The 20,075-nt window shown below is 45.4% G+C and carries 20 protein-coding genes; 15 read left to right on the forward strand and 5 right to left on the reverse strand.

The features are described from left to right. The first annotated feature begins 718 nt into the window (after window positions 1–718). Window positions 719–835 carry a hypothetical protein gene (locus tag QUA33_RS28230; RefSeq protein WP_445243239.1) on the forward strand — a complete coding sequence of 39 codons (117 nt, stop codon included), beginning with the start codon at window positions 719–721 and terminating at the stop codon, window positions 833–835. 316 nt (window positions 836–1,151) lie between these two features. On the opposite strand, the gene QUA33_RS11665 is transcribed toward QUA33_RS28230, so the two are convergent. After that, entirely contained in the window at window positions 1,152–1,337 is a 186-nt protein-coding gene (locus tag QUA33_RS11665) for a hypothetical protein (protein WP_333068237.1), read from the reverse strand. 1,375 nt (window positions 1,338–2,712) lie between these two features. Here QUA33_RS11665 and QUA33_RS11670 point away from each other — a divergent pair. The 3 genes from QUA33_RS11670 (at window position 2,713) to QUA33_RS11680 (ending at window position 4,091) form a co-directional block, all read left to right on the forward strand. Then, window positions 2,713–2,853, forward strand: a complete 141-nt coding sequence (locus QUA33_RS11670) for a hypothetical protein (protein ID WP_333148740.1) — start codon at window positions 2,713–2,715, stop codon at window positions 2,851–2,853. A 132-nt stretch (window positions 2,854–2,985) separates the two neighbouring features. Then, on the forward strand, window positions 2,986–3,183 hold the full coding sequence (locus tag QUA33_RS11675; protein ID WP_333075945.1) for a hypothetical protein: 198 nt from the start codon (window positions 2,986–2,988) through the stop codon (window positions 3,181–3,183). Window positions 3,184–3,890: 707 nt separating this feature from the next. Beyond that, the gene (locus tag QUA33_RS11680) at window positions 3,891–4,091 is read left to right on the forward strand and encodes a hypothetical protein (RefSeq protein ID WP_333076016.1); all 201 of its coding nucleotides are present in this window, start codon (window positions 3,891–3,893) and stop codon (window positions 4,089–4,091) included. A 327-nt stretch (window positions 4,092–4,418) separates the two neighbouring features. Here the strand turns inward: QUA33_RS11680 and QUA33_RS11685 are convergent, their stop codons facing one another. Then, the gene (locus QUA33_RS11685; protein ID WP_333075944.1) at window positions 4,419–5,168 is read right to left on the reverse strand and encodes a pentapeptide repeat-containing protein; all 750 of its coding nucleotides are present in this window, start codon (window positions 5,166–5,168) and stop codon (window positions 4,419–4,421) included. A gap of 54 nt (window positions 5,169–5,222) precedes the next feature. On the opposite strand from QUA33_RS11685, the gene QUA33_RS11690 reads away from it, so the two are divergent. Then, window positions 5,223–5,735 carry a phosphoribosyltransferase family protein gene (locus tag QUA33_RS11690; protein WP_333096845.1) on the forward strand — a complete coding sequence of 171 codons (513 nt, stop codon included), beginning with the start codon at window positions 5,223–5,225 and terminating at the stop codon, window positions 5,733–5,735. A gap of 228 nt (window positions 5,736–5,963) precedes the next feature. On the opposite strand, the gene dxr is transcribed toward QUA33_RS11690, so the two are convergent. Beyond that, entirely contained in the window at window positions 5,964–7,154 is a 1,191-nt protein-coding gene (gene dxr, locus QUA33_RS11695) for a 1-deoxy-D-xylulose-5-phosphate reductoisomerase (protein WP_333148741.1), read from the reverse strand. A gap of 127 nt (window positions 7,155–7,281) precedes the next feature. Here dxr and QUA33_RS11700 point away from each other — a divergent pair, with 127 nt between their 5' ends. After that, window positions 7,282–8,865, forward strand: coding sequence for a DUF2079 domain-containing protein (locus tag QUA33_RS11700; protein ID WP_333096945.1), 1,584 nt, complete (start codon window positions 7,282–7,284; stop codon window positions 8,863–8,865). Window positions 8,866–8,916: 51 nt separating this feature from the next. Then, window positions 8,917–10,317 carry a DUF2079 domain-containing protein gene (locus tag QUA33_RS11705; protein WP_333148742.1) on the forward strand — a complete coding sequence of 467 codons (1,401 nt, stop codon included), beginning with the start codon at window positions 8,917–8,919 and terminating at the stop codon, window positions 10,315–10,317. A gap of 143 nt (window positions 10,318–10,460) precedes the next feature. Here QUA33_RS11705 and cas6 read toward each other — a convergent pair whose 3' ends face one another. After that, entirely contained in the window at window positions 10,461–11,585 is a 1,125-nt protein-coding gene (gene cas6, locus QUA33_RS11710; RefSeq protein WP_333148743.1) for a CRISPR-associated endoribonuclease Cas6, read from the reverse strand. Between the two features lie 311 nt (window positions 11,586–11,896). Here cas6 and QUA33_RS11715 point away from each other — a divergent pair, with 311 nt between their 5' ends. From QUA33_RS11715 to QUA33_RS11735, 5 genes are all read left to right on the forward strand, one after another. Continuing rightward, window positions 11,897–12,259, forward strand: a complete 363-nt coding sequence (locus QUA33_RS11715; protein WP_333068224.1) for a ferredoxin thioredoxin reductase catalytic beta subunit — start codon at window positions 11,897–11,899, stop codon at window positions 12,257–12,259. Between the two features lie 147 nt (window positions 12,260–12,406). Then, window positions 12,407–12,814, forward strand: coding sequence for a DUF309 domain-containing protein (locus tag QUA33_RS11720; protein WP_333148744.1), 408 nt, complete (start codon window positions 12,407–12,409; stop codon window positions 12,812–12,814). Window positions 12,815–13,119: 305 nt separating this feature from the next. Further along, on the forward strand, window positions 13,120–13,590 hold the full coding sequence (locus QUA33_RS11725) for an LptA/OstA family protein (protein WP_333044586.1): 471 nt from the start codon (window positions 13,120–13,122) through the stop codon (window positions 13,588–13,590). A 173-nt stretch (window positions 13,591–13,763) separates the two neighbouring features. Beyond that, window positions 13,764–14,492 carry an LPS export ABC transporter ATP-binding protein gene (lptB, locus tag QUA33_RS11730; RefSeq protein WP_333068222.1) on the forward strand — a complete coding sequence of 243 codons (729 nt, stop codon included), beginning with the start codon at window positions 13,764–13,766 and terminating at the stop codon, window positions 14,490–14,492. 80 nt (window positions 14,493–14,572) lie between these two features. Then, entirely contained in the window at window positions 14,573–15,739 is a 1,167-nt protein-coding gene (locus tag QUA33_RS11735) for an LptF/LptG family permease (protein WP_333096836.1), read from the forward strand. A 173-nt stretch (window positions 15,740–15,912) separates the two neighbouring features. Here the strand turns inward: QUA33_RS11735 and QUA33_RS11740 are convergent, their stop codons facing one another. Then, on the reverse strand, window positions 15,913–17,280 hold the full coding sequence (locus QUA33_RS11740; RefSeq protein WP_333148745.1) for a hypothetical protein: 1,368 nt from the start codon (window positions 17,278–17,280) through the stop codon (window positions 15,913–15,915). A gap of 465 nt (window positions 17,281–17,745) precedes the next feature. On the opposite strand from QUA33_RS11740, the gene pgl reads away from it, so the two are divergent. The 3 genes from pgl to QUA33_RS11755 all read left to right on the forward strand — a co-directional run bounded on the left by pgl (window position 17,746) and on the right by QUA33_RS11755 (window position 20,037). Continuing rightward, the gene (gene pgl, locus QUA33_RS11745; protein WP_333096833.1) at window positions 17,746–18,465 is read left to right on the forward strand and encodes a 6-phosphogluconolactonase; all 720 of its coding nucleotides are present in this window, start codon (window positions 17,746–17,748) and stop codon (window positions 18,463–18,465) included. Window positions 18,466–18,671: 206 nt separating this feature from the next. Beyond that, entirely contained in the window at window positions 18,672–19,463 is a 792-nt protein-coding gene (locus QUA33_RS11750; protein ID WP_333148746.1) for an FHA domain-containing protein, read from the forward strand. 97 nt (window positions 19,464–19,560) lie between these two features. After that, window positions 19,561–20,037 carry an FHA domain-containing protein gene (locus QUA33_RS11755; RefSeq protein WP_445304618.1) on the forward strand — a complete coding sequence of 159 codons (477 nt, stop codon included), beginning with the start codon at window positions 19,561–19,563 and terminating at the stop codon, window positions 20,035–20,037. Window positions 20,038–20,075 lie beyond the last annotated feature (38 nt).

A 20,075-nucleotide genomic window follows, 5' to 3' on the forward strand; every position in this document is an offset into this window, starting at 1 on the left:
CTGCTTTTGACTCTCGACTCCACCACTGCCTCCTCTAACACGAAAATATTCCACTTAAACGTTTGCGAGTTTACCATAATGACCGTCGATATGGCTAGTCATTATTAAAACAATACCCGGAAGATACACAGAGACGATTTTTAATCGGAGTATGCTCTCAAGATTGAGAAGTTGCACCGGGTCCTTGGCACTGTGGATCGCCGGAGAGTTCGATCGCCCCCAATGGGGCTGGAACTGAGCTGCGATTTCTTTTAAGTACACTGTACCTGACCAGACTTTTGATTTTCGCCAATAGTTCCCCAAAAATCAAAATTTTTTAACTGGCTTTGAAAGCAAGCCCGTGCACGCTGGAGGAGGGATTCAATCAAAAGTGCATCCCAACACAGTCCCGGAAAGACTTTTGAGCCTCATCACCTTCATGTTTCCAACCAAATCCCTCACGCTCAACGCAGGATTTTGGCTAAAAAACCCAGTTTTTCAACCCCAATCAGTCATTTCCACCGTGATCCACATCCATCCGGACAATCAGACAATGCAGCGCTAGTCTTTTGGGGAAGTTGGGATGAAAGGTGAGCCGGTAGATTTGTGACGGTACTGTCACTAGATTTGAGATTTTAGATTTACTCCAGAGATGAATCTGGGAACTGGAACTAAGATATAAAATTGTGGGCTGCTGGCGAATCCTGCGCCAGTTATGAGGTTGGCGCAATTTATAGTTATGAATAATTTACCTGTTGATAATGCTGAAGCCATCAATTTTCTGATTGCATCTATCGGAGCCAAGGTAAAATTCTTACCTCCCTACTCCCCGAATTTATGTCCGATAGAGTTGTAGTGGGCCAAAATCAAAGCGATTTTCCGTTCAGAAGCATATCCACCTTCAAATGTTCTTGATGAAGCGATGACTAAAGCTATTAATGCTTTTACTGAGGAAAATGCTTTGCCATCCTTTTATCGCTCTGGTCTCTGTTGAGAACCAACTAAATAGTTGATTTTGGTAGTAGATTCGATGGCTAATACCTGTGAGTTCAAATATTAAGTTTTTAGCCAAGAGTTGTTTACTAATTGTTGTTAAAGTAGAGCTGAGCCTTAACGATTAGCAAATTATCCGAAATTTGCTTCGGCATTAATTCCGAGAAAATCTCTACTATTTATTCCGAGCGGTGTGCTTCTAGTTGCGCTGGTGATGCGTTGGAATTACTCTGGCTGTCGTACTTGTAGATGTGAGCGTCACTCTCGAAAATATAATTGATGGAAGTAGCTGCATAGTAGCTCAGCGCTAGCAGCGACAATAGATTAAGAACTCTATAAATTGGTTTCTCAGATACTTGGTTCATTTTGACTCCTACTTTTTATGCAAATAACTAATTTGGATACCGTGACGGCACTTTTTTTTAGAAGTTCCCAAACATCTCGCACCTCTAAAAATTTAGCTGTTTCCCGTTATACACTCCTGATGCCCGATCGCCCAAACTAAGTTTTAGTTGCGATTTTAGACGACTGTTCTTGTTGCCTATTTCATATTGCAGTCTCTGCCTTGAATTGTGTATCTAACTGCGGTAAGAGTTAGGCTATTTGGACGCAAACGAACTCTACAATTTCCCGTTTAGAGCTGCTGCGATTTGAAGAAAGGTAGGTGGAAAAGCTTAAAGGGCAAAGATCCTAGCTGTTTTTCAACGCCTGGTCAGGATTTTCCCACATTCGATTAATGGTACCCTGCCACCGGTAGTATAAAAATTCTTAAGCTGGTCAGCGGCAGGCAAAAATATGTCTGAAGTTATATTTTTGCAAGCAACGGGCCATGTTACATTACATATCAATTTTGAGCTTGGTTGAGGTGGCAGATAATTTTTGGGTAAAAATGTTGTGGTCGCTGTCCGATAATTTGAGTCTGACAATTTTGCCTGAACAATTTTGACTGAGCCGCACCATTAAATCACGATGTGACAAAAAAAGTAGGCCTCAGTCGATTGGAGACTTCGGTGTGATACGTTCAGCGAGCGCTGAGTCTATCTGGCTCAGTTGAACAATTGGACATTGGAGATTTATTCCACAGATGAATCTGAGAGCTTGAACAACAGCCTCAAGTTTTGGGCTGCTGCAGGCTCCTGTCGGAAACTTGTATAGGTTTTTGGGCGGGGTTAAAAAGCAGAAGGCAGAATTTGATAGCGGTAAAAAAATACTGTTTTAGAATACAGAATTTTTCTGGGATTCTACCTTCTAGCTGAATTTATCTTTTTCATCAAAAAAATATAAATTACTCGCAGCCGGGAGCGATGCACGCCGAATAATTTAGGACGAGATAAGCGACTGTTTTGAAGCCAGCTCCTTCCCTAATTTATTATAATTCTTGATCGCATTGGGCTGTTTTTACAACAGACTTTTTGCTGGTAATTTGCAAAAGGGATAGGGGCAGAACAACAGGCCAAAACAAAGGCCCCATTATTAAGGCTATCCAAGATATCACGTCTTTTTTAGATGTCGCTGTATCATTCCAAAAACTTTTGAACCAAACAAGAAAAACGATTAAGGCAATCGAAAAGTAGCTAATCGTTATCATTTTTTTACCTGCCTGCCTATAGATGGGATAGAAGTATTTATAATTATTGTATCTCAGGCCGTGGCTCGCCGATCGCAACTTTATGTCCTGAGCTGCAAGCTGCAAGTGTCTAAAACCCAAAGTTTCACATATCTCCGAGTCCAGAGCCTGCGATGTTGAGCGGACTTACTCCCGCCACGCAGCGGCTTTGGGAACTCAAAGCCTTTCGTTCAGGGCTTTTTGAGGTTTTGTCAAACCTTGAGGCTACCACCCCAATCATAGCTTATGCGATCGAGGTATTTGGTTTTCTGTGATTTAAATCACGTATACTGGCAGAATTCGGTCACAAATCGAGCCAATAAGGATCACACAGCTTAGCCGACTGCCATCACCCTACTCTTTTCTCAAATGCTCGATATTGCAATAGTCGAGTTCAACGAGATTTCATGCAAGCTCTGACTTTAAAATCCGATCGCGCGATCGCTGAACTGTTCTATCAAGTCACTCATTCAGGCAATCTGACTCGCATTGACAGCCACGGACTGCGCGAACTCTGCCAAAGCGCTCTCAGCGAAGACGCCAGAGATGCCGTCAACCGCCTGCTGCACGCCATCCGCCGCGGATGGGTCAGGATTTCCGATTAGTCCCCTCACACACCAAGTTGAGATGAGTATTTTTACTTTCTCTCCTGTCAAGCTTTGCCAACAATAAAATTTTCGTGAATAGGTCGCTCCATTAACCCTCTCCAAAAAAATTGTACTGCGATCGAAAAGCTTGACCCGGTTTCTTGAAGAAGCCGGGATTTTTGATTTGAAGCAGCCAGTAGATTTGAGATTTGAGATTTGAGATTTGAGATTTGAGATTGACTTCACAGATGAATCTGGAGCTTGAACTCGAGCTTAAAATTTGGGGCGGATGCCCGCTCCTGTCGGAAACTTGTATCGGTTTTTGGGCGGGTTATTAAGTATATCCACGGAACAAAGACCACACCAAGAAACTAGGTAAATGTAGGTAAAAGCAGGTTTCTAAACAGGCTAAACGTTTTACTCTGAATTAAGCCTAGCGTTTTCGCTAGCAGTCATTAGTAATCTATTAATAGATAAATATTAATTTATTTGTCACCGTTTCTTAACCAAAAGTAGAGATGTGGGAGTTGCCAGAAGCTAGGAATCGGGACGGGGTTTGTATTTCAAGTAGCAGAGCTATCGAGGAAATATCCGATCCCCATGTCCCGCTGACACAAATCACTCATCAAGAGCTAATCGATCACATTTACTCCCGTAGTTGAATCACATAAATTTTGGACAAATTAGTTAATACTGTCAAAAGTGAGTTCAAAATAAAACACATGATGAGAACCCAAACGCTGTTACCTCAATTTACTATTGCAGAGCTAGTCTTTCAGGTATATCACTCCGGTCTGCTGACTCCCACTCACCGACAACAGCTCAAGACAGCGCTGTTAAATGACTGTCTTACCGAAGAAGATCAAACAGCCATCAACCGCTTGCTCCACGCCGTTCGCCGGGGCTGGCTGAAAGTTGTAGATTAAATTATCGTCAATTTTTTTTGCAACTCTCTTGAAATGAACTGTCATTGAATTTTGGATTTTACACTTCCGCAAGCGCTCAGTCGAACCGTAGAGTCCCGCTCACTCGAACAATTTGAGATTTTAGACTTACTCCACTGATGAATCTGGGAGCTTGAACAAGACTCTAAAATTTTTGCCTCTCCACAACACGAGTCCGGGGCTTATCTCTATTTTTGCGCGCCTGAGATTAACGCAGAATTAAATCCCCTTAAAAAAATCAGGCATTAGCCTAAATGTAGGGTGCACCACAAGCACCCTGCGGTTTTAACTTCTATTTTTTCACCTTATTTAGTCAGAGATTGTGCCGTCAGGCATCATGGCATCTCTCAGATTCGCTTCATCCAAATTTGTCCCGCGCAAAGAAGCTTGATGCAAGTTTGCTCCCCGGAGATTTGCTCCCTTAAGGGAAACTCCGCTCAAATCTGCTTGATGGAGATTTGCACAGCTCAAGTTAACTCCGCTCAAATCGGCTCCCTTCAAATCCGCTTTTTCCAGATTTGCTTCCGTCAAATTTGCCCAGCTCAGATTTGCTTGAGTTAAGTTAGCACGGCTCAGGTCAGCTTGTGTTAAGTTCGCGTCGGTTAAATTTGCTTTACTGAGGTTGATTCCACAAAGTTTCACTTCTGTCAAGTTTGCACCTTGCAAGTTAGCGTTAACTGCATAAACTTGAATCAAAATTGCCCCCTGAAGGTTGGCATCTCTCATGTCTGCACCCCTGAGACTCGCCCCCGTTAAATCGGCGCCGCTGAACACGACACTCCGCAAGATGGCTCCGCTCAAGTTCGCTCCCACTGCGTCGCATTCGCCAAAATTAGCGGACATGAGGTTGGCTTGGGAGAGGTTGGCTTGGCTAATATCTGCTTGATACAGATTAGCTCTGTAGAGGGTGAGACCGATCGAATTTGCACCTTTTAAATTAGCGTGACTCAGGTCAATATCACGCAAATTTGTCCTTGACATCTTGACCCCGGCTAGGTCTACTTTGTGAAAAACCCGTTCTCCGGCTGCATACCGTCTGAGAAGTTCATCTGCATCCATGTCATTTTCCCCAAAATAATTAATAATACCTTTGATATTTCAATAATATTAGGAATGAGTGACCTTTACGTTTCTTGGTCTGAGTACCATCGGAAAATTGAGGATTTGGCTGTAAAAATTGAGGAATCTCAGTGGAAATTCGATCGAATTGTCTGTCTGGCGAGGGGAGGGCTGCGCGTGGGGGATACTCTGTCGCGGATTTTCGGCAAACCTCTGGCGATTTTAGCGGCCTCGTCCTATGGTGGGGCTGACGGAAATGTCCGGGGTGCGATCGAGTTTGCCCGCGATTTGACAATGGTGGGCGATAATTTGGGCAGCCACATTCTCCTGGTTGACGATTTGGTGGATTCGGGAATTAGTTTGGATCAAGGTATCGCTTGGCTCAAGAGTCGCTACGGCGAGGATATTCAGGAAATTCGGAGTGCTGTGCTTTGGTACAAGGCTTGTTCTGTGGCGAAGCCGGATTATTATGTAGATTATTTGGCTGACAATCCTTGGATTCACCAACCTTTTGAAATGTACGAAAAGATGAGTGCGGCTGATTTGGTGGCGCAAGTTGGGAGTTAGTGTATAAAAGGCTAAAATCAGGTCAATTTTTTATAGGGTTTTGGCGATATCTTGCACTTTTTGGCATAGTCCGCCAGGGGTTAAAAACCCCTGTCTCATAGCTAAAGTTTTCTTAAAGAGGACTGGATATTTATCAAGGTTGGGCAGTCGGTTTCAACCGACTTTAGCTATGAGACGGAGAATTAATTCCCGGCGGGCTTGTGGGTAAGTGCAAGTCTGCTGATACAATTAGCGAACCGAAAGAATACGATCGCCCAATTCCACACTATCTGCCAAAACTTCCTGCCGCGCCCACCGATCCGCAGCCAAAATATCCTCTAAACCAGGACTTTCACAGTTATCGGTTTGATGTTTGTCGCACGCCTTCTCAATCAATTTCGGAATATCCAAAAACTGAATTTTCTCCTCCAAAAATAGCGCTACCGCCTGTTCGTTTGCCGCATTCAGCACCGCAGGCATCGAACCGCCCGCACGTCCCGCCGCATAAGCCAACTGCATACAAGGATACTTTTCGTGGTCTGGTTCTCGGAAAGTTAAATCCCCAGCTTTTACCAAATCCAGCCGTTCCCAATCTGTATGAATTCGTTCCGGCCAAGACAAAGCGTAAAGCAGCGGCAAGCGCATATCAGGCCATCCCAATTGCGCCAAAACCGATGTATCTTGCAGCTCAATTAATGAGTGGATTATGCTCTGAGGATGAATGACAATATCAATGTCGTCATAATCCATTCCGAATAAGTAATGAGCCTCAATTACTTCTAATCCTTTATTCATCAAAGTAGCAGAATCAATTGTAATTTTCTGCCCCATCGACCAATTCGGATGTTTTAAAGCATCGGCTACTGTTACTCCTGCTAATTTGTCGATCGGCAAATCTCGAAAAGAACCCCCCGAAGCAGTGAGAATAATTCGCCGCAATCCGCCAACCATAACACCTTGGAGACACTGAAAAATTGCTGAATGTTCCGAGTCAGCAGGCAATATTTTAACGCCGTATTTTTCGATTAAAGGGTTGACAACGGGGCCCCCTGCGATTAATGTTTCTTTATTGGCTAAGGCGATATCTTTGCCTGCTTTGATAGCCGCAATTGTTGGCAGCAAACCGGCACAGCCCACTATGCCCGTGACGACGGCTTGAGCGTCACCGTATTGAGCAACTTCGACAACGCCTGACTCGCCAGCAAGTAAAATAGGTTGAGGGTCGAGATCTGCGATCGCCTCCTTCAATTCCTGTAATTGATCTTCGTCGCAAATAGCGACAATTTCCGGTCGAAATTGGCGAATTTGCTGGGCCAGCAACGTTACATTTCGTCCGGCGGTTAACCCGACAATCCGAAATTGATCGGGGTATTGAGCTACAATATCCAGAGTCTGAGTGCCGATGGAGCCTGTGGAGCCGAGAAGAGTTATTGCTTTCACAATTTTTTAATGTTTTGTGGATTATTCTAATATTACGATTGCGGGGATAAAAATTAGTGGTTAACTATTGCGTGGAAAGCACATTCGATGGAATCATATTTTGAGTGACCACCTAGTGCCAGGTTTCATGCAGAATAGGGAAAATTTTGCTGATGACCGTGAGGACATCAGTGTCTCGATCGCCGAAAATATAGAGGAAGGTCGATCTCAGCTACCGTCGAGTTTGGTTTGGGCGATCGCTACTGCGGCAGCAATTTTCTTTTTGGGTAGCAGTTTACGGCACGCTTTATTCCAATCAACTGCTTTCGATTTGGGAATTTTTGACCAAGCAATTTACTTGATCGGCCAAAACCAAACGCCTTTTTCTTCTTTAATGGGGATTCATATTTTGGGCGATCACGCAGCGGTAATCTATTATCCGCTAGCTTTGCTGTACAAAATTTACCCGGATGTGCATTGGCTGCTGTTGGTACAAGCAGTTGCTTTATCCCTGGGGGCTTGGCCTACATGGAGTTTAGCTCGTTTGGCAGGTTTGAATCAAGAACAATCTCGTGCGATCGCATTGATTTATTTGCTCTATCCGGTGGTATTTAACATCAATTTATTTGATTTTCACCCGGAAGTAATCGCTTTACCCGCACTTTTTGCAGCAATTGTAGCGGCGCGTTTAAATAAAATTGTGTGGTTTTGTACCGCTATTGTGTTAGTTCTCAGTTGCAAGGCGGTTTTGTCCCTAACCGTTGTTGCTATGGGTTTCTGGCTGTTTTTTTGCGAAAAAAAGCAGCGGTGTGGGGCGATCGCACTTTTGCTAGGTGCAGCTTGGTTTTTGATAGCTTCCCAGAAAATTATCCCCTTCTTTAGCGGTAGCGAAGTCGCTGGAGTCGGGCGCTACAGCTATTTAGGCAAATCCGTACTAGAAATCATCATCAATCTCATATTAAAACCCCAGTTAGTATTAGGAAAAATTCTTTCATTCGATACATTCAAATATTTATTTCTCCTCACCTTACCTGTGATTTGGCTGCTATTGCCATTTTCCGGCAAACTACGCCTAAAATATTTAACAGCGCTAACTCCTGCCATCCCTACCCTGCTGATCAATATCCTCTCTGACTTGTCCTTTCAACGCAGCTTAGCCTATCAGTATTCAGTGCCTGTAATTCCATTTTTATTTTTAGCAGTTATCGCAAAGGAAGAAACAAGAAACAGGGAAGAAATAAAAGGCGACAAGGAAGAGGATAAAGCAAATAAGCAACATTTTTTAACATGGAGCAATTTGCCACAATTTAAAAATTTCCGAATTTCTCAACTTTGGCAGGGAATTCAATTACCGAGAATCATGATAATTTGGTCATTACTAATTTTCCTATGTGTGGGCGAGTATAAAGATTTTTATATGTACCTAAATAGACTAGATACCTGGCAAGCTACACGCGAAGCAGTCGCACAAGTTCAACCCCAAAGCAGTATTTTAACAGATAATAGACTTGCCCCTCACTTTACCCACCGCCCAATAGTAAAATTGCTTTCACAAATTTCGCCCCAAACAAATTTAGCGGAATTTCAATACATATTATTAAACCTGCGCCATCCCTGGCCTGATACTGAAAAACTTGGTTCTACGTTAGCAAATAAACTTAAAACTTCTCCCGATTTTAAATTAACTTATCAAAAAAGCGAAGTCCTGCTATTTAAACGCAGGGCTGATTAAACCAATAAAATGCTAACTTTCAAATCCCTAAAATCTCATCCAGTATTTTTAATGATTGTCGTGACAACGATAGTCTTATTTGCCGCCAGCAGCGCGCGGCACGCTTTGTTTCAGTCAACGGCATTCGACTTAGCAATTTTTGACCAAGCAATTTATTTAATCTCCCAAAATCAAACGCCCTTTTCCTCTTTAATGGCCATTAATATTTGGGGCGATCATGCCGCTTTTATTTTCTATCCACTAGCTTTACTTTACAAAATATATCCAGATGTTCACTGGCTTTTTTTAGTGCAAGCTGTTGCCCTAGCTTTAGGCGCTTGGCCGAGTTGGAGTTTGGCACGTCAAGCGGGATTAAACGAACGAAAAGCAATTGCAATTTCCGCCGTATATCTGCTTTATCCCGCAGTATTTAATGTCAATCTCTTCGACTTCCACCCAGAAGTAATTGCTTTACCAGCACTGCTAGCAGCAATCTTAGCCGCTAGGCTGAATAAAACCTTGTGGTTTTGTGCTGCGATTGTATTAGTTTTGAGCTGCAAAGCCGTGCTATCTTTAACTGTGGCTGCAATGGGTTTGTGGCTGTTGTGTTTTGACAAAAAACGCAATTGTGGGTTCATAGCTCTCTTTCTAGGCGCGGGTTGGTTCCTGGTAGTTACTCAGGCAGTTATACCGTATTTTAATCAGGGAAGAGAACACGCGGGAATCGGGCGATATCACTATTTGGGAAACTCAGTTTTTGAAATAGCTCTTAATTTAATAGTCAAACCAAATCTAGTTTTAGGGCGTTTGTTTTGTATAGAGACTTTTGAATATTTAGCGTTATTGCTATTACCTTTGATTTGGTGGCTGTCCCCGCGTCATCTGTCATCTTTAATTAGTGCTGTGCCAATGTTGGCGATGAATATTCTTTCCGATATCCCCGCTCAGCGGGATTTAATTCATCAATATTCTGTGCCGATATTGCCGTTTTTATTGGTTGCCGTAATTTCCAGTTTAGCAGCTAGCAATCAGCAAAAGGGAAAAACAATATTTGATAGATTGCCACTTCCTAATTATCCATTGGCTAGAGTCATTGTAATTTGGTCCTTGATTGCTTTCTTAGCTTTAGCTAAATACGGCTATTTTTGGACTATTTATTTAAATGGGCTCGACACTTTGCCCGCTACCAGAGAAGCAATTTCTCTTGTTGAAACCAAAGGCAGTGTTTTAACAAATGCTCAGATTGCTCCGCACTTAGCGCACCGCCCTGTAGTAAGATTAACTCAGGCTCAGGCGCCGCCTGCAAATCTCGCAGAATTTGATTATGTATTGCTCAACCTCAGATATCCTGGCTGGATGAGCGATCGAGATTTTGTGGAAAAGCTAGTAACTCAACTAAAAAACACCCCTCAATTTAAACTAAAATATCAGCGAGACGACATCTACCTATTTACCCAAAACGCTAACAAATAATCATCTTCTCCTCCTTTAACTGGTTCCCCGGCAGAGCCTGGGAATAGATGTCTAGAGGCTCTGCCTCGCTTGCGGAGGAAAATTGGAGGCAGAGCCTCCGGATCTTTGTTACCAGGTAGAGCCTGGGAACCAGTAAATTACCGCTAATCCTCGACTTTCACAGCCCTTCTTGCCAACTTCACGTAAGTTTTCACAGTTTCATAAGGCATTTCCAAATCCGCAGCAATATCAAACAAAGATTCTCCCAATTCCCGGCGCGCCAAAATCGTCGCCCAAGTTTCAGCAATCTCAGCAGCGCGACTGCCACCTGTACGCTTTCTCAGGGCCATAAACTTCTGTGTCAATTCATCTATTCGCGCCGCCAATACGCTTTGTATCGACACTTCAGGTAGCGCTTGTGTCAACCATTGCGATCGCGTTTGTCCCAATCCAAAAGTTGTTTTGTGGCCAGTGCCGCAGTAAGGCGCTAACCGCCCCAAAGCATAAAATAATTGTACAAAATCAGGACGATTGTGAGCCGATCGCCCTAGCCCAAATTCCACAGCCCCAGTGAATCCCGTTACCATGCCTTTTTTGCCCGCCGCTACCTTTTGCGACTCCAATTTGTGGCGGCTAATAATTGCATTTTCATCAATCCAATGCAAAAATTCTGCTTGGTCAAAATTTACCCCCGAAAAGTTATTCCAGCGGCGCAAATAGCTGTGAAAAACATTTTCGGGAACTGGCAAAGGGAAGTGATAGCCTTTGCTGCGAAAGCTTGTAGGAGTCACAAAACTAAGTTTTATGTTGTGGGATAATGGGAGTTCTGCTGTTAGTAATTGCTGGTAAGTTGTGGGAGCAAAAGCAATATCCCATGAGCGAATTAGCAGCGGAGCATTTCGTAAATCTATCTCTTCGGGCAAATTTTGCAGCCACTGACTCAGCCACTGCACTACTGGCTTTGAAAGTCCTGTTACGTACCAGCGATAAATGCGATCGCCCAAAAGCTGAAATTCTTTGCCAGCGGGAAGCAAATCACCTTCCAATCCCGACATAGTAAAGGCTTTTTCTGACTGTTCATCGTGCAAAAGTTTCGATAAATCCGGGTCAGTTTGCTGTACTTGACCTAAAAACCAAGCGTGCAAACCTATAGCATACTGCGCGTACAGATAGCTAGCAGCGCCGGGAGTCAATTCAAACACTAATCCGACTAACTCGGTGTCAGCCGGCCAAATTAGCCCAGAAGGAGGAGATTTTTTGCTGTGGGTGCGGTTCGGGGAAGTTGCCATCAGATGCCGTGCCTATAGCCGTCACAGAAAGAGCGCCGTGCTATCTTATCCAATTTTTATCCCCTTTGGGGGATGATAGTTGAGGGCGATCGATCGCCCAAATCTTTTGACCGGTCCAAAAACCCGGTATGCCACAAGTTTCCCGCACCCTCCGGGATAGACAAAAACCACTAAAAAACCAACAACCTAAAACTCAATCTTTGTCAAGGTTTTCCTCCTTGTAAGTAAACAGAAATATACAAGTGTTTAAAATCCTATTCTGCGCTACAATTGTCAAAAGCTCGTAGCATCCTCAACTCCGATCCTAAACTATGAACACAACAGAAAAATCTAAACTCTCCAACGAAAAAACTTTGGAGGCGATGAAGAATTTCTCCGAAACCTACGCCAAGCGCACCGGAACTTACTTTTGTTCCGAGCCTTCCGTCACTGCTGTCGTGATAGAAGGACTAGCAAAACACAAGGATGAACTAGGTGCTCCCTTATGCCCTTGTCGCCATTACGAAGATAAAGAAGCCGAAGTAAAAGCCGCCTACTGGAACTGTCCGTGCATTCCCATGCGCGAGCGCAAAGAGTGTCACTGTATGTTATTTCTGACGCCAGACAACGATTTTGCGGGAACTACTCAGGAAATAGGAATGGATCAAATTCAAGCTGTCAGAGACACTATGTAATTAGTTAAGTAGGCGGTCGTTAAATGGCAGTAGTTTTGAAAAGAGGTCGTAATTTTTCCTATTTTTAAGACTTAGCTATTAAAAAACAATCGATCGCCGCCTACTCAAACACACATCCGCCATCGAAAATCCCCAATCCCCAATCGAATGACAGAGGAAATTCCGCTAGAATTTTTCCAAGGTATCGAACAGTTTAACAGCCAAGAATTTTACGCTTGTCACGATACTTTAGAGGCTTTGTGGATGGAAGCCGACGAGCCGGAAAAAAGGTTTTATCAGGGAATATTGCAAATTGCTGTCGCGCTTTATCACTTAGGAAATCAAAACTGGCGCGGTGCAGTAATCTTGCTGGGAGAAGGAATCAATCGGCTCAGTTATTATCAGCCGAGTTATGCCGAAATTGCTGTTGAAGACTTACTCGGAGAAAGTGCTAAACTTTTGAGCGCTTTGCAACAAGCTGGTCCGGAAGAAGTAGCTAAATTTCAACAGTTGTTTGCAGGTGCAGAAGTTGCAGGCTTGCAATTGCCGCGAATTATCAAAGTACCAAAAAGTTAAATAAATGTTTGTATTAGGGTGTGCAGTATACTTGGCCTCTACACAGAGGAGGGCTGGCTTTCTTGCGGGCTGCCCAAGTATATTAATTTGCTGTGGAACGAGCCTCTTGCCCGTTCCCGGTTAAGACAGTTGTAGCCACTCAGCAAAATAACCAATTAAATTCGCTGTTGTCTTGCTAGGATAATTGGTTGAGACTATCGGGTCAATCGATCGACATCACGGGAATCTTTCTGACCGTTAAGATAAAATACCTAAGTGGAAATAATGCCCTTCAGCAATTTCAAATATTTTGAGGCTCCAAGCTTATGATGCCCTCCGCTAAACTGCTCAATTCCCGAATATTCAAAGGATTATCGCTGCTGTTGCCCCTCACTCTGGCAGGCGCGATCGCCTCTCCCACCTACCCGCAAGCCGGCCCGCCCCGCACTCTCAGCGTGCGATCGGACATTCAAGAAGCCGACTCCAAAACCGGCATCGTGACAGCCCGCGGCAACGTCCAAATCAACTATCCAGCCCGCCAAATACAAGCAACCGCAGCTCAAGCTCAATATTTCAGCCGCGAGCGCCGGATCATTCTCAGCGGAGATGTTTACGTATTGCAGCAGGGCAACAGCCTGCGCGGCGAAACCATAACATACCTGATCGACGAAGGGCGGTTTATTGCCCTGCCAGACAACCCAGGACAGGTAGAATCGGTCTATCTGGTTGCCCCGGAACAAGATGCAGCAGCCCAAAATGCAGTGGGTTCCCAACGTCCAACTACAGCCCCCCGGTAAAAGCGGCTCGCAGCAGCGAAATTTCGCCTCAGCCAAAACATACTACTTGGGATAGATGCGAAATTTCGTCTTTATAAAACTAACAAAATTGAAAAGGTAAAATTTAAATTAAAGAGTCGATCGCACAAAGCCGCAGTCTGAAATTTAGCTTGTAGAGGTTGCCGGGAGCGAAAATGAAAATTGTACTGGAAAATATTCACAAATCCTACGGAAAACGCAATGTAGTTAGTCGCGTCAACCTTTCGGTAGCCCAAGGAGAAATCGTAGGACTGCTAGGCCCCAACGGTGCCGGCAAAACCACAACATTTTACATAGCAACCGGATTAGAAAAACCAAATCAAGGAACTGTTTGGCTAAACGATTTAGACATCACTAAATTGGCGATGCACCAGCGAGCGCATTTGGGAATTGGCTATCTCGCTCAAGAAGCAAGCATTTTCCGAAACCTGAGCGTGCGGGACAACATTTTGTTAGTCCTAGAACAAACTCAAGTGCCGCGCTGGGAATGGCGCGATCGAGTCGATTTCCTATTGCAAGAATTTCGCTTAGAAAAAATAGCATCGAGTTTGGGAATTCAAATCTCAGGGGGAGAAAGGCGGCGGACTGAACTGGCCAGAGCACTAGCTGCTGGGCGAGACGGGCCGATGTTCCTATTTTTAGACGAACCGTTTGCAGGCGTCGATCCGATCGCCGTAGACGAAATTCAAACCATTATTGCTAAATTGCGCGATCGTAAAATCGGCATCCTCATCACCGATCACAACGTCCGAGAAACCCTCGAAATTACCGATCGAGCCTACATCATGCGAGACGGTCAAATTTTAGCCTCCGGGGCGGAAGAAGAACTCTACAGCAACCCTTTAGTGCGACAGTATTACTTAGGTGACAACTTCGTGCGATAGTCTTTTGAAGGCATTCCCCATGGTCATAATTTTAGATTTGAGATGTTAGATTGAGGAGCAAACTGCAAAAAGCCCAAACTATGAAAATAGCAATATCCAATTCTTTGAATCCCATCAACTGGCTGCCGAGAATTTCAGTAATGGACTGGTACATTACCAAAGAACTAATCGGGCCATTTCTATTTGGCGTCGGACTCTTTACATCCGTCGCCGTCACAGTTGGAGCTTTATTTGAATTAGTCCGCAGAGTAGCAGAATCCGGCCTCCCCTACGGCGCAGCCATAGAAATTTTTCTCCTGCAAATTCCCTACTTTGTAGTATTGGCTTTCCCCATGTCAATGCTGCTAGCAACCTTAATGGCCTACAGCCGAATGTCCAGCGACAGCGAACTCATCGCCCTTCGCAGTTGCGGAGTCAGCGTATACCGATTGATACTGCCTGCTGTGATAATGAGTTTAATTGTTGCAGGATTCACCTTTGCTTTGCAAGAGTTAGTTGTACCTGCCGCCAGCTACAGAGCTACTCTGACTTTAGACAGAGCCCTGAAGCGAGAAAAACCTACATTTCAAGATAAAAATATTATCTACACAGAATTTCGCAAACCAGAAAAAGGTGGCGACGAAATCCTCGCCCGCTTTTTTTATGCAGAACAATTTGACGGCCAGCGAATGAAAGGTTTAACAATTATCGATCGCTCTACCCCAGGCCTCAATCAAATAGTTTCTTCAGAATCCGCTACTTGGAATCCCTCAGAAAATACCTGGGATTTTTTCAACGGAACCGCTTATATAGTAGCTCCTGACGGCTCTTACCGGAATATAGTTAGGTTTCAACACCAGCAATTGCAGCTCCCCCGCACGCCCTTAGATTTAGCGGCTAGAGTGCGGGATTTCAAGGAAATGAACATTGCCCAAGCTTTAGAGCGTTTGGATATCATTAGAAACAGTGGCGACGAACCGCAAATTCGCAAATTAAAGGTGCGAATTCAAGAAAAATATGCTTTTCCTTTCGTCTGCATGGTCTTTGGTTTAGTGGGAGCAGCTTTGGGAACTCAACCGCGCCGCTCCGGTCGAGGAACGAGTTTTGGTATTAGCGTAGTTGTGATTTTCACTTACTACGTATTTTCTTTCATGACCAGTTCTATGGGCGTGAAAGCTGTTTTGACTCCGATTCTGTCGGCTTGGCTGCCGATTATGTTTGGCTTGGGAATCGGGGGATTGTTGTTGGTACGGGCCGCCGCTAGGTAAGTTTTACCGCTAACATTGAGAATGGGTAATTCGGAACTTGTACTGCCCTTCCACTGCCTTCGGCTACCTTCCCTTCGACTACGCTGAGGAGAACCGAAGTCGAAGGCCATGAACCGCCTAGCCTAAGTATTGGGAATTGATAATATCGTTTTCATGACCGAATTTCCTTCCTTTTAAGGATTAGAAAAAGTATTGATTTCGCCACCGCCAATGTAGCGTCCTGGAGCCAGGGAGCGGGGTGTAGCAAAAGTTTGAGGTTGAATGGGCTGCACGCCCTGATTTGTATTTTGGGGAACAACTCCAAAGTTAGGTGGATCAGGCAAATTAAGCTGACTCGGTGGAGGTGTTTGAAATTGAGAATTCGCTGAATTAGGAGAGAATTGAGGGCTAATTATCTTGCTTCCCCCAATCCCACTTAGAAAGGGAGATGGACCGACATTGGGAAGTAGAGGTGTTGGCGAAGGTATGGCTACTGGAAGTGCCACAGGTTGAACTTCAGGTGCTAAGCCTGAGCCAGATAAATTAGTTTGGTAGGGATTTTTCGGCAAAGCCACCGTTGCAGCCCCTGCATTAATTTCGGGAAGGTTCGGTATTCGGGAAGTTAACCCCGCCAATGGTTCAGGGACTGTAGCTGTCGGTTGTAAGAATTCTTGAGATTCCTTGCTCACGGTATTTGTCGGAGCCACAAGTGGGGGAAGTGCTGTGGGAACATTCACAGGATTGGCTCCACTTTGAGCTGTAGCGGTCGTTGGGAGCAAATTTGTCGCATTTCCTGCCGCCGGATCGGAAGCCGGTCGATCGAGCAATTTAGCCTCGTCTGCTTTTTTCTCAACCGAAGCCGCCGTTGCCGAAGTGTTAGCAACGACGTATTTTTTCATAGCTGCTTGCAGCGGACTCAAAGGCAGAGAATTTTCGTTTTGTTTACCTGAATTAGCATCACTCGACGCCTGCGATAAAGTTGCTGTCGCTGTACCCCCAGACTCAGGCTCGATCGTTTTTATCCCGGAAGTCAGTCTCCCACTGCTAGATAAACTCAACGCTGATGTTGTGTTTGAACTTGGCAAGCTGGAATTTTGGGGGTTATTGTTTCCGGTCTCGACAGCAGGATTTGCTAAATTTGGTAAGGAGAAAAATCCGCTGCTTCCTACTCGCTTGGGGGCGGAATATGGCTGAGGAGTTTCTAAGCCCCGATCTCGAAGTTCCTCGAATAAACCTTGGCTTTTTACTACTGATGAATTTAACAAGTTCAGTTCAGAAGCAGTAGAGCCATTAAACTGATTGACTAGCACTGGTGAGCTGTCGATTTCAGCCGCAATCGCGGTATCTTCAGCAGATAGTCCCGATAGCGAAGCTGGATTGTTTGTGGCTACTTCTTCTTCGCCATCTATGCTCAACCTTTCTGGGTTTACAGAGACCTCCCAGATAAATAACCCCCCCGCACACAGCACGGCTAACGGAGCCCAAACCGCCGGTTGGGTCCAGTGGCGCAACCGCGCTATTAGATAGCGGACAGATGTAGGAAATCGCTTAAAAATTGACATAGTTTTGCTTCTATCCGAGCGTGCGGATTTAAAACTATTTTTCCTAGTCTACCACATCAATCTTGATTATTTTTGCTATGCCGGGGTAAGTGCGATCGGGAGCATCTCAATTTTGCTTTTACTGTCGGTGTGCGATCGTCCGGCTCGCTATATTTATAGACTTTGCTGTGCGGGACGGACCGCACTCCCAAAAAACGCTTTTTACTTTCTGCAGAGATGCTCCGAGTAAGATCGAAATTTTGATTGAAAGTTGCGAAAGCTCAATGCAATCGGTGAAAATATCCATAAAGCACTGGTATAAATATGTCTTGCTTGCCTTAAATCAAGGGGCATAAGATGATAAAATATTATGGGATGCGGTGTCCGGGCTGCCGAGTCTGTCAGCAGATCGACCTCAAACCAAAATGTCAAGGTAAAATTGGCAATTGCTGAGAACAACACCCAAGGAAAGTTGAGAGGAAATTAATGAAAAAAGTAGTTGAAGTATTAGCAAATCGGGAACAACTAATAGATCGATCGCTGGAAATTGTACTGTCGAAAATCTCAGAAGCCATAGCAGAACGCGGACTTTGTACGATCGCCTTAGCGGGCGGAAGCACACCAGAACCGCTCTACACAGCGATCGCAGCCCAAGACCTGGCTTGGGACAAAATTCACGTTTTCTGGGGCGACGAACGCTACGTTCCCCAAGAACACCCAGACAGCAATCAAAAAATGGCGCGCCTCGCGTGGCTCGATCGAGTGAATATCCCCGCCAGCAACATCCACCCCATGCCCACAGGCGCCGGCGACCCCGCAGCCGACGCTGCAGCGCACCAAACCGAATTGCAGCAGTTCTTCAAAGTATCCGAGGGCGAGTTTCCTGCCTTTGACATCATTTTATTGGGCATAGGAGACGACGCTCACACAGCCTCTCTCTTTCCCGGCACAGCAGCCTTGGAAGTCCGGGATGCCCTAGTAACTGTCGGCAACAAAGACGGTCAACCCCGCATTACCTTTACAGTCCCCTTAATCAACCGGGCCCGGTGCGTCATCTTCATGGTCGCAGGAGCCAGCAAACAACCCGCCCTAGCTCAAATTTTTGCCCCTGCTGCTGACGAAATGACCTATCCAGCCAGATTCGTTCAACCAGAGGGCGAACTTTGGTGGCTGCTCGATGCGGCGGCTGGTGAAACAGTAAAATAGCTGACAGAGCAGCAAGCGTGCCAACACACTCAGCATTATCACTAACTCAATCAGGCCCATCACAGCTAACGTCACGGCGTCAGCTCAGTTGCTAGTATTAGCGAAGCAATATAAGAATTGTGGCGGTTAAAGTTAAAATTTGACCATATACACGAGTATTTTTATGAGGCTGATTTGAAAATCTGGCCGATAGCAAGGAGAAATCGATGATTGTCTGTCCCAATTGCAATCACCAGAACCCCGACGGGGCCAGCCAGTGTGAGGCTTGCTACACGCCTTTACCTGTTACCGCAAGTTGCTCGAACTGCGGTGCAGCAGTTCAGACAGATGCAGCATTTTGCGGTCAGTGTGGCTTTAACTTGCGTCCGGGTTCCATAGTTCCAGAAGTTGAGGGGACACTACCGTCCCCCTCGCCTGTAGGCCCCACAGTGGTATCGTCACCGGCGCCGGATTTAGTCCCACCCGATCCCCTGATGGCAATGGAACCTCTAGTTACCCTGAATAAGGGGCTGAACTTGGAAAAAACTCCCGCCAGCATTCCGACGATTCCCGATCCCCCGCCATCGCCCTCGGTTCCTGTTACAACTGAATCGGTGGCAACACCAGTAACTATCTCTCCTCCGGTTCCGGGCCCACAGCCGGCAGGTGTAGCTAAAACTCAACTGCAACAGCAGTCGGCGCGCCTGCTACACGTTCAGACAAATACGCCGATGGAATTGCCTCACAGTCTGTCTGTGGTTCACATAGGCAAGCCAAATGACTTAGTACCGCCGGATATCGATGTTTCGGGATTTGCTAATTCTGAGATAGTTTCTCGGGTACACGCAAATCTCCGGGTGGAGGGAGATGCTTGCTACCTAGAAGATGTAGGCAGTTCCAACGGCACATACGTCAACAATACTCCGCTACCCAAGGGAAACCGCCACCGGTTGCGACCGGGAGACCGCATCTCTCTGGGCAAAGGAGACCTGGTTACGTTTTTATTTCAAATCTCTTAGAGCGAGTTTGGATTGGGCGATCGAAAGTCTAAAATCTAAAATCGCATCTTGAGGCGCTCTACCAAAACTCAATGCTGCCAATGTGATTAAGCTGACCTTGCTACATCCACTCCAGTCTATACCCGTCCGCAGTTGGATCTTTGAAGACGAGCAGGTCGTCCGGATCGGGCGCTCGACCGAAAACCACGTCGTTCTTTTTAGCGCTGTGGTTTCTCGTCGCCACATCGAATTGCGGCGCAGCGGCATAACTTGGGAACTGATCAATTTAGGTACCAACGGCACTTACCTCGATGGTAAGCCAATTGCTAAGGTTCCCATTGTGGACGGTCTGATCGTTCACTTGGCTCGCTCAGGTCCGAAAATTCAAATCAACGTAGGCCCGAATCAGTCCTCTGTCCAATTAGGACAAATTAGCGTCAAGCCCAGGGAGGCTAAGGAAATTCACGCTCCATCGGGTGGCGTGCACATTAGCACGATTCCTGTTCCCGACCACAAAGAAGTTGGCACTTCCAGGGAAGAGGAGGAGTTAACCGAGGCAGATAATAATCGCCATTATTCGGAAGAAGAATATTAAATCGGCTTCTTTGGACGATCGACATTTTTCACAGGCGG

The sequence above is a fragment of the Microcoleus sp. Pol14D4 genome (assembly GCF_036701245.1).
Taxonomy (GTDB): domain Bacteria; phylum Cyanobacteriota; class Cyanobacteriia; order Cyanobacteriales; family Microcoleaceae; genus Microcoleus.

Bases quoted from the DNA above. Each gene is read 5' to 3' on its own strand.
- QUA33_RS11690 (WP_333096845.1), top strand. From the start codon at position 5,223: ATGAGTGACCTTTACGTTTCTTGGTCTGAGTACCATCGGAAAATTGAG.
- QUA33_RS11720 (WP_333148744.1), top strand. From the start codon at position 12,407: ATGACAGAGGAAATTCCGCTAGAATTTTTCCAAGGTATCGAACAGTTT.
- QUA33_RS11715 (WP_333068224.1), top strand. From the start codon at position 11,897: ATGAACACAACAGAAAAATCTAAACTCTCCAACGAAAAAACTTTGGAG.
- QUA33_RS11700 (WP_333096945.1), top strand. From the start codon at position 7,282: ATGCAGAATAGGGAAAATTTTGCTGATGACCGTGAGGACATCAGTGTC.
- QUA33_RS11750 (WP_333148746.1), top strand. From the start codon at position 18,672: ATGATTGTCTGTCCCAATTGCAATCACCAGAACCCCGACGGGGCCAGC.
- cas6 (WP_333148743.1), bottom strand. From the start codon at position 11,585: ATGGCAACTTCCCCGAACCGCACCCACAGCAAAAAATCTCCTCCTTCT.
- QUA33_RS11670 (WP_333148740.1), top strand. From the start codon at position 2,713: ATGTTGAGCGGACTTACTCCCGCCACGCAGCGGCTTTGGGAACTCAAA.
- pgl (WP_333096833.1), top strand. From the start codon at position 17,746: ATGAAAAAAGTAGTTGAAGTATTAGCAAATCGGGAACAACTAATAGAT.
- QUA33_RS11725 (WP_333044586.1), top strand. From the start codon at position 13,120: ATGATGCCCTCCGCTAAACTGCTCAATTCCCGAATATTCAAAGGATTA.
- QUA33_RS11675 (WP_333075945.1), top strand. From the start codon at position 2,986: ATGCAAGCTCTGACTTTAAAATCCGATCGCGCGATCGCTGAACTGTTC.
- QUA33_RS11665 (WP_333068237.1), bottom strand. From the start codon at position 1,337: ATGAACCAAGTATCTGAGAAACCAATTTATAGAGTTCTTAATCTATTG.
- QUA33_RS11740 (WP_333148745.1), bottom strand. From the start codon at position 17,280: ATGTCAATTTTTAAGCGATTTCCTACATCTGTCCGCTATCTAATAGCG.
- QUA33_RS11685 (WP_333075944.1), bottom strand. From the start codon at position 5,168: ATGGATGCAGATGAACTTCTCAGACGGTATGCAGCCGGAGAACGGGTT.
- QUA33_RS28230 (WP_445243239.1), top strand. From the start codon at position 719: ATGAATAATTTACCTGTTGATAATGCTGAAGCCATCAATTTTCTGATT.
- QUA33_RS11705 (WP_333148742.1), top strand. From the start codon at position 8,917: ATGATTGTCGTGACAACGATAGTCTTATTTGCCGCCAGCAGCGCGCGG.
- lptB (WP_333068222.1), top strand. From the start codon at position 13,764: ATGAAAATTGTACTGGAAAATATTCACAAATCCTACGGAAAACGCAAT.
- QUA33_RS11735 (WP_333096836.1), top strand. From the start codon at position 14,573: ATGAAAATAGCAATATCCAATTCTTTGAATCCCATCAACTGGCTGCCG.
- QUA33_RS11680 (WP_333076016.1), top strand. From the start codon at position 3,891: ATGAGAACCCAAACGCTGTTACCTCAATTTACTATTGCAGAGCTAGTC.